Annotated in this window: 9 protein-coding genes; 4 read left to right on the top strand and 5 right to left on the bottom strand. The window is 68.6% G+C overall.

Annotated features, from left to right (window positions below):
• Window positions 1–3 precede the first annotated feature (3 nt).
• A complete protein-coding gene (locus ACFOWB_RS16400; protein WP_261403224.1) occupies window positions 4–1218 on the bottom strand; it encodes a DUF2778 domain-containing protein in 1215 nt (404 codons plus the stop codon).
• Window positions 1219–1444: 226 nt separating this feature from the next.
• Between ACFOWB_RS16400 and tyrS the strand changes: the two genes are divergently transcribed.
• On the top strand, window positions 1445–2701 hold the full coding sequence (gene tyrS / locus ACFOWB_RS16395; protein ID WP_261403223.1) for a tyrosine--tRNA ligase: 1257 nt from the start codon (window positions 1445–1447) through the stop codon (window positions 2699–2701).
• 55 nt (window positions 2702–2756) lie between these two features.
• Here tyrS and ACFOWB_RS16390 read toward each other — a convergent pair whose 3' ends face one another.
• Window positions 2757–6296, bottom strand: a complete 3540-nt coding sequence (locus ACFOWB_RS16390; protein WP_378148332.1) for a YhdP family protein — start codon at window positions 6294–6296, stop codon at window positions 2757–2759.
• A 178-nt stretch (window positions 6297–6474) separates the two neighbouring features.
• Here ACFOWB_RS16390 and ACFOWB_RS16385 point away from each other — a divergent pair, with 178 nt between their 5' ends.
• Both ACFOWB_RS16385 and ACFOWB_RS16380 read left to right on the top strand, forming a co-directional pair.
• Window positions 6475–6945 carry a peroxiredoxin gene (locus ACFOWB_RS16385; RefSeq protein ID WP_261403220.1) on the top strand — a complete coding sequence of 157 codons (471 nt, stop codon included), beginning with the start codon at window positions 6475–6477 and terminating at the stop codon, window positions 6943–6945.
• Between the two features lie 87 nt (window positions 6946–7032).
• A complete protein-coding gene (locus ACFOWB_RS16380; RefSeq protein ID WP_378148328.1) occupies window positions 7033–8217 on the top strand; it encodes a M23 family metallopeptidase in 1185 nt (394 codons plus the stop codon).
• Between the two features lie 130 nt (window positions 8218–8347).
• Here the strand turns inward: ACFOWB_RS16380 and prfB are convergent.
• Window positions 8348–9479 (bottom strand): peptide chain release factor 2 gene (prfB, locus tag ACFOWB_RS16375; RefSeq protein WP_378148326.1). Its coding sequence is split into 2 segments (ribosomal slippage): window positions 8348–9409 and window positions 9411–9479, totalling 1131 coding nucleotides; the frame shifts between segments, so codons are not numbered across the junction.
• A 156-nt stretch (window positions 9480–9635) separates the two neighbouring features.
• On the opposite strand from prfB, the gene ACFOWB_RS16370 reads away from it, so the two are divergent.
• Window positions 9636–9944: an EthD family reductase gene (locus ACFOWB_RS16370; protein ID WP_261403218.1), complete on the top strand. Its 309-nt coding sequence runs from the start codon at window positions 9636–9638 to the stop codon at window positions 9942–9944.
• Window positions 9945–10157: 213 nt separating this feature from the next.
• Here the strand turns inward: ACFOWB_RS16370 and ACFOWB_RS16365 are convergent, their stop codons facing one another.
• Window positions 10158–12602, bottom strand: a complete 2445-nt coding sequence (locus ACFOWB_RS16365) for a penicillin-binding protein 1A (RefSeq protein ID WP_261403217.1) — start codon at window positions 12600–12602, stop codon at window positions 10158–10160.
• A 155-nt stretch (window positions 12603–12757) separates the two neighbouring features.
• The gene (locus ACFOWB_RS16360; protein WP_261403216.1) at window positions 12758–13969 is read right to left on the bottom strand and encodes an N-acetylmuramoyl-L-alanine amidase; all 1212 of its coding nucleotides are present in this window, start codon (window positions 13967–13969) and stop codon (window positions 12758–12760) included.
• Window positions 13970–14020 lie beyond the last annotated feature (51 nt).

Here is a 14020-nt window from a genome sequence, read left to right as displayed (position 1 = left end):
CGCTCAGAGACCCGCCATGTAGGTGGGCAGCGCCGCCATGTTCGGCACCACGACGAGCTTGGCGATCTCGCCGGCTTTGAAGGCTCTCAGGAAGCGGCCGTAATCCTTGAAGACGACGCAACCGTTCGACTGCGAGCGGGGGCCGCCGCCAGCGTACATGTAGGAATGAGCCAGCAGGCCGTCGCGATTGAAGACTTTCTTCTGATCGCGCGGCAGCAGCCGAATGGCTTCAGTGCCGTGGAACAGGGCCTCGCGCATTCTCATGTCGTAGACGTTGGGCGGCGTCGGGCCGCGGTTTTTTTCGCGCACATAGGCTGCGTTGTCCTGCCTGTGCGCGAGGCCCGAATGCGCCTCGAGTCGCTCGCCGTTCGGCAGGCGCACGGTCGCGGAGGCGATGTCGTAGATCGCAATCCCCCGCCGGCCGGAAAGCAGACGCGAAGCGTCGTCGCGGCCGAGCAGGCTGCTGAAGAAGCCGCCGGGGGTGTCGGTCTTCGTTTCGGTCTCGGGAGCCGCATAGGCGAGCGCAGTGGGCCGAGGAGACGGAGCCCCGGGCGCCTTGGTCTCCGGCCGAACGACCGTGGCCTCGGCGCGCAAGGGCGCGACCGGTTGCGACAGGCGGGCGAACTCGACTGGACGCGGCCTCGGGACAGGCACGACGACCGGCTCCGCGACCAGGGGCCGTTCGACCGCCATCGGCTCGACAATCGCCGGAGCCGGCGCAGGCTGCTCCAGCGCGGCGAGCCGGACGACAGGCGTCGGCGGGACCACGGACGCTTCGACGGGCGGCGCCGGCGCGATCACGCGAGGAGCTGGCACCGGCTCGATCGCCCGGGCCGGCGCCGGTCCGAGCGAGGCGATCCTGACGGCCGACGGCCTCTGATCCTGTGCGACGCGAGCCTCGCTCATCTCGGCGCCGAGCGTCGCCAGTTTCTCGCCGAGAGCCTTGGAGCCCCCACGCCCGAACTCGGCGTCATGTTCGGCGAACAGCGCGGACCATTTTCCCGCTGAAGTCCCCGCCCCCGAAGCGACCTGAGGCTGGCGCCAATCCGCGAGCGCTCCCGGGCGATGCGAGGCCGCGGCGACGAGGTTTGCGGTCGCCATCGACGTCACGGCAAGCAATGCCGCGATCGCGCCGCCGCTCGCCAGGAACAGCCCCGCCCCGACACAGATCAGCCGGCCCCTGCGGCCCGAACCCGCTACGCGAACGCTTGCACTCATCGACCGGCATCCCCCGACGCCAACGGCGCGGTCGGTTACTCCCAAGACTTTCGCCGCGGCCCGACACGATCGGCGTCGTGAGGCTTCAGCTTAGTCCTCCAGATGGTGGCGCAAAAACGTTAACCATCTTTGCGTGCGCGATCGAACAGGCGTTCGGCGTGGATTTGGTCCGCGAACCTGCTACACACCGCGCTCTTCTTTCCGCCTCGCCGACCGAGCTTTTCTGATGACCGCCTACGCCTCCGACCTTCTGCGCCTGCTCGACGAGCGCGGGCAGATCCATCAGGTCTCCGAGCCGCACGAACTCGACAAGCTGGCGTCGGAGGGCCGGGTCACGGCCTATATCGGCTACGATCTGACCGCGGCCTCGCTCCATGTCGGCCATATGGCCAACATCATGATGCTGCGCCGGCTCCAGCAGGCCGGCCACAAGCCGATCGTGCTGATGGGCGGCGGCACCACCAAGATCGGCGATCCCTCGTTCCGCGACACCCAGCGTCCGCTTCTCGACGACGCCGCGATCGCGGCCAACAAGGCGACGATCAGAGGCGTCTTCACCCAGTTCATGAGCTTCGGCGAGGGCGCGGGCGACGCCGTCATGGTCGACAACGCCGAGTGGCTCGACCAGCTGGAATATGTGCCGTTCCTGCGAGAAATCGGCCGCCACTTCTCGGTCAACCGCATGCTGTCGTTCGACAGCGTGAAGAGCCGCCTCGAGCAGGAGCAGCCGTTCTCCTTCCTCGAGTTCAACTACATGATCCTGCAGGCCTACGACTTCCTGGAGCTGAACCGCCGCTACGGCTGCCGGCTGCAGATGGGCGGCTCGGACCAGTGGGGCAACATCGTCAACGGCATCGAGCTCGGCCGCCGGGTCGACCAGGCGCAGCTTTTCGCGCTCACCTGCCCGCTGATCACCACCGCGTCCGGCGCCAAGATGGGCAAGACCGCGGGCGGCGCGGTGTGGCTCAACGCCGACATGACCGGTCCCTTCGCCTTCTGGCAGTACTGGCGCAACGTCGACGACGCCGACGTCGAGCGGTTCCTGAAGCTCTTCACCGACCTGCCGCTCGACGAGATCGCGCGGCTCGGCGCGCTCCAGGGCAACGAGATCAACGAGGCCAAGAAGGTGTTGGCCACCGAAGCCACCGCGATCGTCCATGGCCGCGCGGCGGCCGAGGCCGCGCTCGAGACCGCCCGCAAGACCTTCGAGGAAGGCGCGCTTGCCCAATCGCTGCCGACCGTCGAGGTCGACGCCGCGGCGCTTTCGGCGGGCGTCGGCGTGCTGACGGCGTTCGCCGAACTCGCCGGGCTCGTCGCGTCGAACGGGGAGGCGCGCCGTCAGGTGAAGGGCGGCGGCCTGCGGGTGAATGACGCGCCGGTCACCGACGAGCGCGCGACGCTGACCTCGGCGGATCTCGTCGACGGCGTGATCAAGCTTTCGCTCGGCCGCAAGAAGCACGTGCTGCTGCGGCCAGCCGGCTGACGCGCTCGGGCTGAACTGCGCGCGTCTCGAAGCGCGCGGTCGGCTTCAGCCGCCGCTACTGCGCGGTCGCCCCATCGGCGGCGTTGCCGCCGCTCGTGCTTCCTGTCGCGGCGTCCCCGCTCGGCGCGCTCTGGCGGAACTCGAACAGCTTCCGGAAAAATCCCGGCGCGACCGCCGACATTGGATTGATCACGACCGCCGGCTGGTTGGTCGCGCCTCGCACCTGGAACGTCACGCCCACGAGGCCGCCGTTCTTGCCGCCGCCGAGCAGCGCTCCGATGATCGGCACCCGGCTGACGAGATTGTTGAGAGCGTAGATCGGCACGAAGGTGCCGACGAGATCGACCTTGTCGGCGGCGTAGTTCACCGTGCCCGACATGGTCGCGCCGATCGTGGGCCCGTAGACCACGGCCTCGTCCACCTTGATCATTCCGGTCGACTGGACGAACTGCACCTGCAGGCGGTCGAAGCGCGTCGCGCCGCGCGAGGCCGCGGCCGCGGCCGCGCCCTGATCGGCGTTGGTGGTTCGCCGCACCCGCTCCAGCGCGGTCTCGTTGCGGACCGAGAAATTCCGGATGCGCAGAACGCCTGGGCCGCCGGCGAGCGAGGCGTTGAGGTCGAACGCGCCGCCGTCGATGCGGCCGTAGAGGTCGGCGAAACGGAAGAAGGAACCGGCGTCGCCGCCCTTCACGGCAAGCCGCCCGTCCTCGCCGGTGGCGAAGGAGATCGGGGCGGATCCGACGCGCCCCGATCCCTCCGCCTCGCGCACCTTGCCGTCGCGCACCGCGAGCTTCACGTCGAGCCCCGCTACGGCCTCGTCGCCGTAGCCGAGCCCGGTGCCGAGCTTGGCGGTGACGTCGAGGTTCTTCGGGGCCGAGCTGCTGTCGGATTTCGCCGCGCCGCCGCCAGGGCCGGGCTTCCCGCGAACCTTGTCGAGGATCGGCTTGAGGTCGAGCGCCGCGCCCTGAACCGCAATCGCCGTGACGCCGCCCTTGGCCTTGTCGATCTCCACCTTCGCGTCGTCGCCGGGACCCGGCCGGTAGATCGGCAGGTTCGCCGAGAGAAGATCGCCCTTCGGGCCGAATTCGATCGTGCCGCGAACGCTCCTGTCGCCGCTTTCCAGCACGAAGTCTTTGAGCGTGGTCTTGTCTGACCCCTTCTCGACCACGAAGCCGAGGCGGCCTGCGCGCCCTGCGGGCTTCCTGAAGCCCGGCACCACGCCGTCGATGCCGACCGCGGCGAGGTCGGCCTTCACCACCATGGGCGCGCTCTGGTCGTCGAGCATGATGTCGGCCGACAGCGGGATCGATCCCGTCAGCGCGCCCGGTATATCGAGACCGAGCTTCTGGAGGTCGGTCGCGTCGGCGGTCAGCGTCACGGCAAGCTTGCGGCGCGGCGGAGCGCCGTCCGAGCCCGGCGTCTCGGTGATCTGCACGACGGCGGGCGCGCCGCCCACCTGTCCCTTTCCGCTGAGCGTCGTCGGCTGGTCGCCTGCCTTCAGCGAGAGCGTCCCCCGCTCGAAGTTGCGGCCCGCGAACACGCCCGCGATCCTGACGTCGCGCGCCTCCGCCGTGACCTTGACGACAGGCGGCGGCGACTGGCCCGGCGGATGGCTGAGCTCGACGTCGATCGCGACGTCGGAGGTCACCTTGCCCGAGACCTTGCTGACGTCGAGCTGCTGCGGAATGGGGTTTTGGCCGAGTTGGCCCGAGCCGACGAGGGTGAGCGCGCGACGCAGCGACCCGTCGACGGTCAGGGTCACCCGCGCCTTCGGATAGCGCGGCGCGAGATCGTCGACGCGAAACAGCACGTTCTGCACCGCAAGCGGACCGTCGGCCTCCGAGCTTGGGATCTCGGCGCGCTCGATCGTCACGTCGACCTTGCGCGAGGTGGCGAGCACCCGGCCCTTCGCCTTCTCGATCCAGGGCAAGCTGGCGGAGCCCCGCAGCGTGCCTTCGGTGAAGGGAATGTCGAGCGACATCGAACCGGGAGGCAGCGGATCGTGCGGCCCCATGGCGGCGAAAGCTCCGGAGGGCACGTCGAGGGTCAGCGAGAGACCATCGACCGTGCCTGCGCCGACATTCTCCACCACCCACTCGCGGATCGAAGTCCCGAGGAAGAACGGCCAGAGCCGCTTCACTGCGGAGGCCGGCATGGAGGTCGACACCAGACCGAGGCGAACCGCGGGACTGGCGCCCTCGAAGCGGACGAGCCCCGTCAGCGCGGCGTGAGCGGTCGGGCCCTGAAGCTGGCCGCGCACGATTTCGAGCACGCCGGCGGTCGGATCGAAGGTCGCGGACAGGTCGATGCGGTCGAGCCTCAAGGGGGGATCGGCCTGGGTGTCGCCGGAAAGCAGGACGTCCCCGCCCGAGACCTCGGCCGCCCACGGCTTTCCGGGCCCGGACGGCGCCGTCAGTAGGCCGGAAAACGCCAACTGACCGCCGGGCCCGCGGATCTGCGACGGTTCGATCACGAGCGCCCGTCGAACCGGATCCCAGCGGGTCGCAAGTTGAAGGCGGTCCACCGAGATGGCGCGGACCGCCGTCCGTTCTCCTTCGGCGCGGGCAGGTCCTGGCAAGGCGAACTGAAGGCCGCGGGCCTCGAGCCGGCCTTCGGCGGCCAGCAGCGTCGCCTCTCGTCCGATCCGGGCGCTGAAATGACCGGACAGGCGTCCCTTGGCGGGCGACGCGCCGGCCTTTTCGGCGAACGGCGCGGAATAGGGCGCGAGATCGACGTTCTCGAGCCCGAGGTCGAGCGAACGCGATTGGTCCGGCGCCGACGCCGAGACCGTCACCGCCGTGGTCCAGCGGTCTTCCGCCCGCGCCGAGGAAGCGGTGAGCGCAAGCGCCCCCCCTGCCCCGCGCGACAGTCTGAGGTCGACGCCGTCAAGCGACAGCGGCGCGCGGGCGCGCGGCGCGATCAGGACGGTCGCTCCCGTGACCTCCACCTCCTCGAGCGCGCCCGCGGCCCCGTCCGCGCCGAGCAGACGGTCGAGGTCTCCGATGGCGGCGAGGATGCGGTCAGGCAAGTCGGAGTTCTTCGACGCCGCGTCCACCGCCATGTCGAAGCGCATGTCGAGCCGGGGATCGGTCACATGGACGGTGCGGATCTTCACGTCGCCTGCAAGCAGGCTCATCCCGTCGAGACGAAGCTCCGCCCTCGGAACGCTCGCCACCACAGGGCCGCCTCCGGCTTCCGTGATGGTGAGGTCCACGAGCCGCAGCTCGACGCCGTCCGGTCCGCGCTGGAGCTCGGCGTCGTCGATCTTGACCGCATAACTTGCGCCGAGCCGCTCCTGCAGCGCCGCCTGCACGCGAGGCGCGACCTGAGAGGCGGGAATCGGCAGATAGAGGATGGCGAGCCAGACCGCCGCCGCGACTGCGACGAGCGCCGCGACGCCGCTGAGCGCAAGGCTGAGGATCCGCCGCGCCGTCGGCTTCGGCGAGGCGGGAAGCCCGTCGGCCCGAACCCGCCGGCGTGGAAACGCGAACGCCGCAAGCCGCTTGCGCCGGCTCACAGACGGTTGCGCGGCCGCGGACGAGTCCGTCCGTCCGCCATCGATCACCGGCTTTTCGATCCCTGACGCGTCCGGCATTCCGAGATACGGGTCTCCTCCGGGCAGGCGCCCCGTCGGACGCGCGTGTGACGGCGGGACTCAACCGTCTCGCCGAAGCGGCTGGACCCGGCCGCGGGACCGTGTTTCATCCTGACGTCCGCCGCAAGCTATTCCACGCCCTAAGCGGCGTTTTCATGAAGCCTCTGGAGGACGTCCAATGCCACATGCGCTTACCGTCGGATCGCCCGCGCCCGATTTCGAGCTTCCGGCGTCCGGAGGCGGATCGATCAGCCTCGCGTCTCTCAAGGGTAAGGCGGTGGCGCTTTATTTCTATCCGAAGGACGACACCAGCGGCTGCACCAAGGAGGCGATCGACTTCAATCGCCTGAAGGGCGACTTCGAAGCCGCCGGGGCGGTGGTGGTCGGCGTTTCGCCCGACAGCGTCGCGAGCCACGACAAGTTCAGGGCCAAGCACGGTCTCGGCTTCGATCTTGCGGCCGACGAGGAGAAGTCGATGCTCGAAGCCTATGGCGTCTGGCGGGAAAAGAGCATGTACGGCAAGAATTTCATGGGCGTCGCCCGCACCACGGTGCTGATCGACCGCGACGGAAACATCGCAAAAGTGTGGGAGAAGGTGAAGGTCGACGGCCACGCCGACGCCGTGCTCGCCGCGGTCAGGGCGCTCTAGGCGAACCTGCCGCCCAAGACCCCGGCGTTATCTGCTGATTAACCCTAACCGCCCACGATCCCTCAGTGTTTCCGCTGGAGGGATTCGATGCCGGTCGCAGGGGCCAAGGGGTATGGCGCAAGCCAGGGCGAGCGGATCGTCATCGAGCGCGGCGGACGGCGCATGGCGGTGCGGCTGCCGCGCTACGGCGTTTTCGCCGTCGTGGCCTCCCTGCTGGCGATCGTCGTCTGGTCGCTGTCGTCAGCGGCCTACATGATCTTCCACGACACCGTCGTGGCCGAGCTCAGGGCCGGCGCCAACGCCTCCGCGAACGTCTATGAGGCGCATCTCGCCACGCTGCGCGACGAGCTGGAGCGCGCCCGCACCCGCAGTCTCGTGGCGGCTTCGGGAATGGACGATCGCTTCGCCGAACTCGCGGCGCGCCAGGCCGCGATCGAAAAACGTCAGAGCCGTCTCGACGAGCTCGCCGATCTCGGGGCGGGCCTTTCCGCCCGCGCCGAGCGCCCGTCTCCGGCGGCGGCGGCGAAGCCACAGCCGCTCGACGTCGAAAGCCACGGCGCTCCCGAACTGCGTTCGTCGTCCGGCGACGCCGCCGATCGCATGTCGGCCTCGCTCGACGCGATCGAAGTCGATCAGGCCCGCGCGCTCGAAGGGCTGGCGATCCGCACCTCCGAGCGCCGCAAGACGCTGGAGCAGGTCTATGACGCGGCGCGCATCCGTCGCCCCGCCGTCGGCGACGGCCGGGCGCGCGGCGGGCCGTTCGAGCCCCTCCCCGCGGGCGCCCTCACTTTCGAAAGTCGGGCGCTCGAGGTCGAGGCCGACCGCGTCGCCGTCACGGCGTTCGAGCGCGGGCTCGCCCGGGCGCCCATCCGCCTGCCCGTCCCCGCCGCGACGATCTCGAGCGGTTTCGGCGCGCGGCCCGATCCGTTCCTCGGCCGCGTCGCCTTCCACGCCGGCGTGGACTTTGAACGGGAACAGGGCGAGCCGGCCCGCGCCACCGCGGCCGGGCGCGTGACCAACGCCGAGTGGAGCGGGGGTTACGGCCTGATGGTCGAGATCGACCATGGCGGAGGTCTCGTGACCCGCTACGGACACCTGTCGTCGATCCTCGTGAAGGACGGAGACCAGGTCGAGATCGGCTCGGTGGTCGGCCGCGTCGGCTCCACCGGCCGCTCCACCGGCCCGCATCTCCACTACGAGACCCGCGTCAACGGCGAGGCGGTGGATCCGATGCGGTTCCTGAACGCCGGACGGTTGCTGGCGTCGCGGTGAGTTTCTTGTCCCGGACGTAATCCGGGAAAACCGAAGCGCCTTCAGAACAAGGCGTGGTTTGTCGAGCCAAACTCGAAAAGCGTCGCGGCTCTGGGTCCTGGCTCAAGGCCAGAACCCAGCTGGTGTTTCTTCAGTCCACGTCGTCGACGTCGCCGGCGGTCGTGCCATAGGCCCGCTGGGCGAGCGTCGCTTTCATGAAGTCGTCGAGTTCGCCGTCGAGCACGTCCTGCGGCGACGTGGAGGTGTGGCCGGTGCGGAGATCCTTCACGAGCTGATAGGGCTGCAGCACGTAGGAGCGGATCTGGTGGCCCCAGCCGATGTCGGTCTTGGCGGCCTGGTCGGCGGCGGCTTCCGCCTCGCGCTTCTTGAGCTCGGCCTCGTAGAGCTTGGCGCGCAGCATGTCCCAGGCGGTAGCCCGGTTCTTGTGCTGCGAGCGGTCGCCCTGCGAGACGACCATGATGCCGGTCGGATTGTGCACGAGGCGCACCGCCGACTCGGTCTTGTTGACGTGCTGGCCGCCGGCGCCGCCCGAGCGCATCGTATCGACGCGCACGTCGCTCTCATTGATCTCGATTTTGATCGTGTCGTCGATGACCGGATAGACGTCGATCGAAGCGAAGCTCGTCTGCCGGCGCGCGTTCGAATCGAACGGCGAGATGCGCACGAGACGGTGCACGCCGGCCTCGGTCTTCAGCCAGCCATAGGCCTTGTCGCCCTTGATCTGCAGCGTGGCCGCCTTGATGCCGGCCTGCTCGCCGTCCTGATGCTCGATCACGTCGATCTTGAAGCCGCGCCGCTCCGCCCAGCGGGTGTACATGCGCAGCAGCATCTCGGCCCAGTCCTGGGACTCGGTGCCGCCGGCGCCGGGATGGATCTCGAGGAAGGTGTCGAACTGGTCGGCCTCGCCGGACAGCATCGCCGCGAGCTGCAGGCGTCCGCATTCGTCCTTGAGCGAACGAAGCGCGCCCTCGGCTTCGGTGACGACGCTCTCGTCGTCCTCCATCTCGCCGAGCTCGATCAGTTCGAGATTGTCCTTGAGGTCCTTCTCGATCCGGACCACGCCCGACATCTGGTCGTCGAGCGAGGTGCGCTCCTGCATGATCTTCTGCGCGCGCTGGGGATCGTCCCAGAGCGTGGGATCTTCGGCGATGTGGTTCAGTTCGTCGAGGCGGGCTTGTGCGACATCCCAGTCAAAGATGCCTCCTCAGCAGCCCGACTGACTGCTCGATGTCCTGAACGAGTGTTTCGATCTCGGCGCGCATGGGCCTTGGGCTGAATCCGGCTGGGGCTGCGGGGCCGCGACTGTTAGCCCGAGCCCCCGCCGCATGTAAACCGCGCGACTTCCGCGCAGCCTCGCCCTATGTGGGCCACGCGGCCGTTCGAGCCGCCGACGAAACGATGATCGGAAGGACTTTTCCATGAGCGTGAAGCTCGTCGTCATGTATCCGAAGCCTGCGGACCCGGCCAAGTTCGACAGCTATTTCCGCAGCACCCACATGCCGCTCGTGGAGAAGATGCCGGGCCTGAAGTCCTTCAGCTTCGGCCCCTCGACCGGCCCGGACGGCGGCGAAGGCGCTTATTTCTGGATCTTCGTCGGGACCTTCGACAGCAAGGAGGCGCTCGGCGCGGCTCTGTCCTCCCCGGCCGGCCAGGACGCCGTCGCCGACATCCCGAACTACTCGCCGGACGCCCCCACGATCGCGGTCATCGACGCGACCGACGGCTGAGCTTTCACAGAGTTCAATCGCAACGGCCCGAGTTCAGCTCGGGCCGTTTTTGTTTCTGACTGCGGAGTTGAACTGCGTGCTTCGAGACGCCCGGCCATGCCGGGCTCCTCAGCATGAGGGACCTTGGCGTAGACTGAACCCATCCCCGTGCCGAGGAGCCGCTCGGAGAGCGGCGTCTCGAAGCGCGCAGTCGGGTTCAGCCGGTCGAAGTCTTCAGTAGAGCCCGCCCGTCCCCGAGCGGACCGCGCGATCCTGGTCCGGCGTCACGCTTTCAGGCTGCGAGCTCGCCTGGCCGATGATCGAGTAACTGTCGGGCGGCGCAGTGCCGGGCTTGAACGCCTCGAGGATCGTCTTGCCGCCCGACGCGCGCATGCCGTTCGACGGGTTGATGCGGATCAGCTTGATGCCCGGCGGCACGCGGAACGGCGTCGCGGGCTTATCTGAAAGCGCCGCCTTCATGAACTCGCCGAACACCGGAGCGGCCACCGAACCGCCGGTCTCGCCCTCGCCCATCGAACGAGGCTTGTCGTAGCCGAGATAGACGCCGACCACGAGGTCGGGCGAGAAGCCCACGAACCAGGCGTCCTTGTAGTCGTTGGTGGTGCCGGTCTTGCCTGCGATCGGCTTGCCGATCGACTTAAGGCTGGTGGCCGTGCCGCGCAGCACCACGCCCTCCATCATGGACGTGATCTGGTACGCGGTCATCGGGTCGAGCACCTGCTCGCGGGCGTCGATCAGCTTCGGCTCGTCCTGGCGAGCCCAGGCGGTCGAGGTGCAGCCGACGCACTGCCGGTCGTCATGCCGATAGATGGTCTTGCCGGTGCGGTCCTGCACGCGGTCGATCACCGTCGGCGTCACCCGCTTCCCGCCGTTGGCGAACATCGAATAGGCGGCGGTCATCTTCAGGACGGTGGTCTCGCCGGCGCCGAGCGACATCGAGAGCATCCGCGGCAGATCCTCCATGACGCCGAAGCGCTTGGCGTATTCGGAGATGAGCGGCATGCCCATGTCCTGCGCGAGACGCACGGTCATCACGTTGCGCGACTTCTCGATTCCGAAGCGCAGCGTCTGCGGCCCATAGAACTTCTTGGCGTAGTTCTCCGGCCGCCAGATGCCGATGCCCGGGCCCTGGTCGATCTCGATCGGCGCGTCGAGCACGACGGAGGACGGCGTGTAGCCGTTGTCGAGCGCGGCCGCGTAGATGAACGGCTTGAACGAGGAGCCCGGCTGGCGCAGCGCCTGCGTCGCGCGGTTGAACTGGCTCGCCTCGTAGGAGAAGCCGCCGGCGAGCGCCAGCACGCGGCCGGTGAACGGATCCATGGCCACGAGGCCGCCGGAAATCTCCGGCGCCTGGCGGAGCCTGTAGTCGCCGGAGCCCTGCTTGGACTCCTCGACATAGACCACGTCGCCCGGCCTCAGCACCTGAGCGGCGGTCTTGACCGGGCGGCCGCGGAGATCGCCCTTCGCCCATTTGGCCCAGCGCAGCCCCTCGAGCGGGATCCTGCCGGTCACGCGGTTGCGACTTACCTGGCCGGACCGCTCGCGCTCGGGCTGCAGGCCGATCGTGGCTTCGCTCTGTCCGCTGTCGAGCACCACCGCGAGCTTCCAGGGCACGTCGCCATAGGCCGGCACGTCGGCGAGCGCCACGCCCCAGTCGCCCTTCGGATCGATCTCGCGCTCGGGCCCGCGCCAACCGCGCGCCTCGTCGAAGCCGATCAGGCCGTCGGTGAGCGACTTTCGCGCCAGCGCCTGCATCTTCGGGTCGAGCGTCGTGCGGACCGAAAGGCCGCCTTCATAGAGGCCCTTCTCGCCGTAGCGCTCGTAGAGGACGCGACGGACCTCCTCGTTGAAATATTCGCTCGAGGCGAGCTGGAAGCCGGTCGGACGCGGCTTGACGTCGAGCGGCTCGCGCTTGGCGGCCTCGCCCTCCTCCTTGGTCGCGTAGCCGTTCTCGACCACGCGGTCGATCACCCAGTTGCGGCGCTCGATGGCGCGCTCGGGATAGCGGAACGGATGGTAGTTGTTGGGCGCCTTCGGCAGCGCCGCGAGATAGGCGGCTTCCGCAAGGTCGAGCTCGCCGACCGACTTGTCGAAATAGACGAGCGAGGCCGCGCCGACGCCATAGGCGCCGAGGCCGAAATAGATCTCGTTGAGATAGAGCTCGAGAATCCGGTCCTTCGAATAGGTCTGCTCGATCTTCAGCGAGAGCAGCGCTTCCTTGATCTTGCGCTCGTAGTTCTGCTGGTTGGTCAGGAGGAAGTTCTTGGCGACCTGCTGGGTGATGGTCGAGGCGCCCTGCGGCCGACGGCCGGCGTTCTGGAAGTTCGAGAGCGCGGCGCGCGCGATGCCGAAGAAGTCCAGGCCGCCATGCTCGTAGAAGCTCTTGTCCTCCGCCGAGATGAACGCGGTGGTGAGCCGCTTCGGCACGGACTGGATCGGCAGGAACAGGCGCCGCTCCTTGGCGTATTCGGCGATCAGCCGGCCGTCATTGGCGTGCAGCCGCGTCATGATCGGCGGCTCGTAGTTGGCCAACTGCTCGTAGTCCGGCAGCTCGCGCGAGTATTTCAGCGCGAAATAGCCCACGACCGCCGCGCCGATGAGCCCGAGCAGCGCGCCGGTCGCGAACAGGAAGCCGATGGCTCGAACGAGTAGCCGCAAACCCCGATCCTTTACGAGACCCCGCGACGCGTGACCGCCGCCCCCAATCGCCGACCGGCCCCGCCTTTCAGGCGGGATGGGCCGATGTCATCCGACGGCACCGGAATCGTGGCGCTTTGTGGAGAATGTACGGCGCCGCGGCCGCCTCCGACAAATCAGCGCCCGGCCGCGCCCTGGGCGACACGGGTTTCGAAATAGCGGTCGATCGCCTGCGCCACCGCGCCGGTCGCCTTTTCCCGCCACGCCTCCGACATCATCAGCTTGGCGTCCTCCTTGCTGGAGAGGTAGCCGAGCTCGAGCAGGACCGAGGGCACGTCGGGCGCCTTGAGAACGCGGAAGCCCGCCGAACGCAACGGGTTCTTGTTCATCTGCGCGGTCTTCTTCAACTCCCGGACGAGGCCCTTGGCGAACTGGCTGGTGAAGGACGCCGTCTCGCGCCGCGTCAGCTCGAACAGGATGCCGGCGACTTCGGCAGGCTCGTCGGAGAGATCGAGACCGGCGATCAGGTCCGCGCGGTTTTCTTTTTCGGCGAGGCGCTCGGCCTCGCGGTCGGAGGCCTTCTCCGAAAGGGTGTAGATCGTGGCGCCGCGCACTCCGAACGGATCGGACAGCGTGTCGGCGTGGATCGAGATCATGAGCGCCGCGCCGGCCTTCTGCGCGATCTCCACGCGGCCCGGGAGCGAAACGAACGTGTCGTCGTCGCGGGTGAGGACCGCCCGGCGTTTCCCGCTCGCGTCGATCCGCTCCTTCAGCCGCTTGGCGAAGGCGAGCACGATCTCCTTCTCGCTCGCCCCGTCGGGGCCCGCCGCGCCGGGATCGACGCCGCCATGTCCGGGGTCGATCACCACGAGAGGGAGCTCGCCGGCGTCGGCGGCCTTCGACGAGATGGCGCCGGTCTTGTCGCTCGGGTCCGGTTCGGCGGCGGAGATGGATTGCAGGAACTTCTTGCGGTCGCTCGGCGTAAGATCGATGACGAGGCGCGCCGGCTGCCCCTCGACGGGCTCAAGCACGAACGCCTTGTCGATCGCGACCGGTTTCTTGACGTCGACCACGATGCGTGAGCGGCCGGGCGCGAGCACGCCGAAGCGATAGGCCGAGATCAGCCCCCTGCCCTCGCGGCCCGCGCTTTCCGGCAACCGGAACGCCACTTCCGGCAAGTCGATGACGACGCGATAGGGGTCGGCGAGCGTGAAGGCGCGGATCGTGGCCGAGGCGGACAAATCCATCACGAGGCGCGTGCGCTGATCGTCGCCCGCGAGCCGCGCGTCGGTCGCGACCACGGCGGGCTCGGCGCGTTGCGCGCGCGCTTCGGCCCCCAGAACCAGCGGAAAGGCGAAAACGATCAGGGCGAAAAGCCTGAGAATCATCGCTTTCGGATCGCTCCCCGGAAAGGCGTTGGCTTCGAACCGCCAAAGGCT

It is taken from the genome of Chenggangzhangella methanolivorans, assembly GCF_042648545.1.
Classification (GTDB): domain Bacteria; phylum Pseudomonadota; class Alphaproteobacteria; order Rhizobiales; family Methylopilaceae; genus Methylopila; species Methylopila methanolivorans.
Note: the sequence above shows the minus strand (reverse complement) of the source record. Positions and strands in the feature narration are given on the sequence as shown.

Coding starts and splice junctions, on each gene's coding strand:
- ACFOWB_RS16400 (WP_261403224.1), bottom strand. CDS start 1,218: ATGAGTGCAAGCGTTCGCGTAGCGGGTTCGGGCCGCAGGGGCCGGCTG.
- tyrS (WP_261403223.1), top strand. CDS start 1,445: ATGACCGCCTACGCCTCCGACCTTCTGCGCCTGCTCGACGAGCGCGGG.
- ACFOWB_RS16390 (WP_378148332.1), bottom strand. CDS start 6,296: ATGCCGGACGCGTCAGGGATCGAAAAGCCGGTGATCGATGGCGGACGG.
- ACFOWB_RS16385 (WP_261403220.1), top strand. CDS start 6,475: ATGCCACATGCGCTTACCGTCGGATCGCCCGCGCCCGATTTCGAGCTT.
- ACFOWB_RS16380 (WP_378148328.1), top strand. CDS start 7,033: ATGCCGGTCGCAGGGGCCAAGGGGTATGGCGCAAGCCAGGGCGAGCGG.
- ACFOWB_RS16370 (WP_261403218.1), top strand. CDS start 9,636: ATGAGCGTGAAGCTCGTCGTCATGTATCCGAAGCCTGCGGACCCGGCC.
- ACFOWB_RS16360 (WP_261403216.1), bottom strand. CDS start 13,969: ATGATTCTCAGGCTTTTCGCCCTGATCGTTTTCGCCTTTCCGCTGGTT.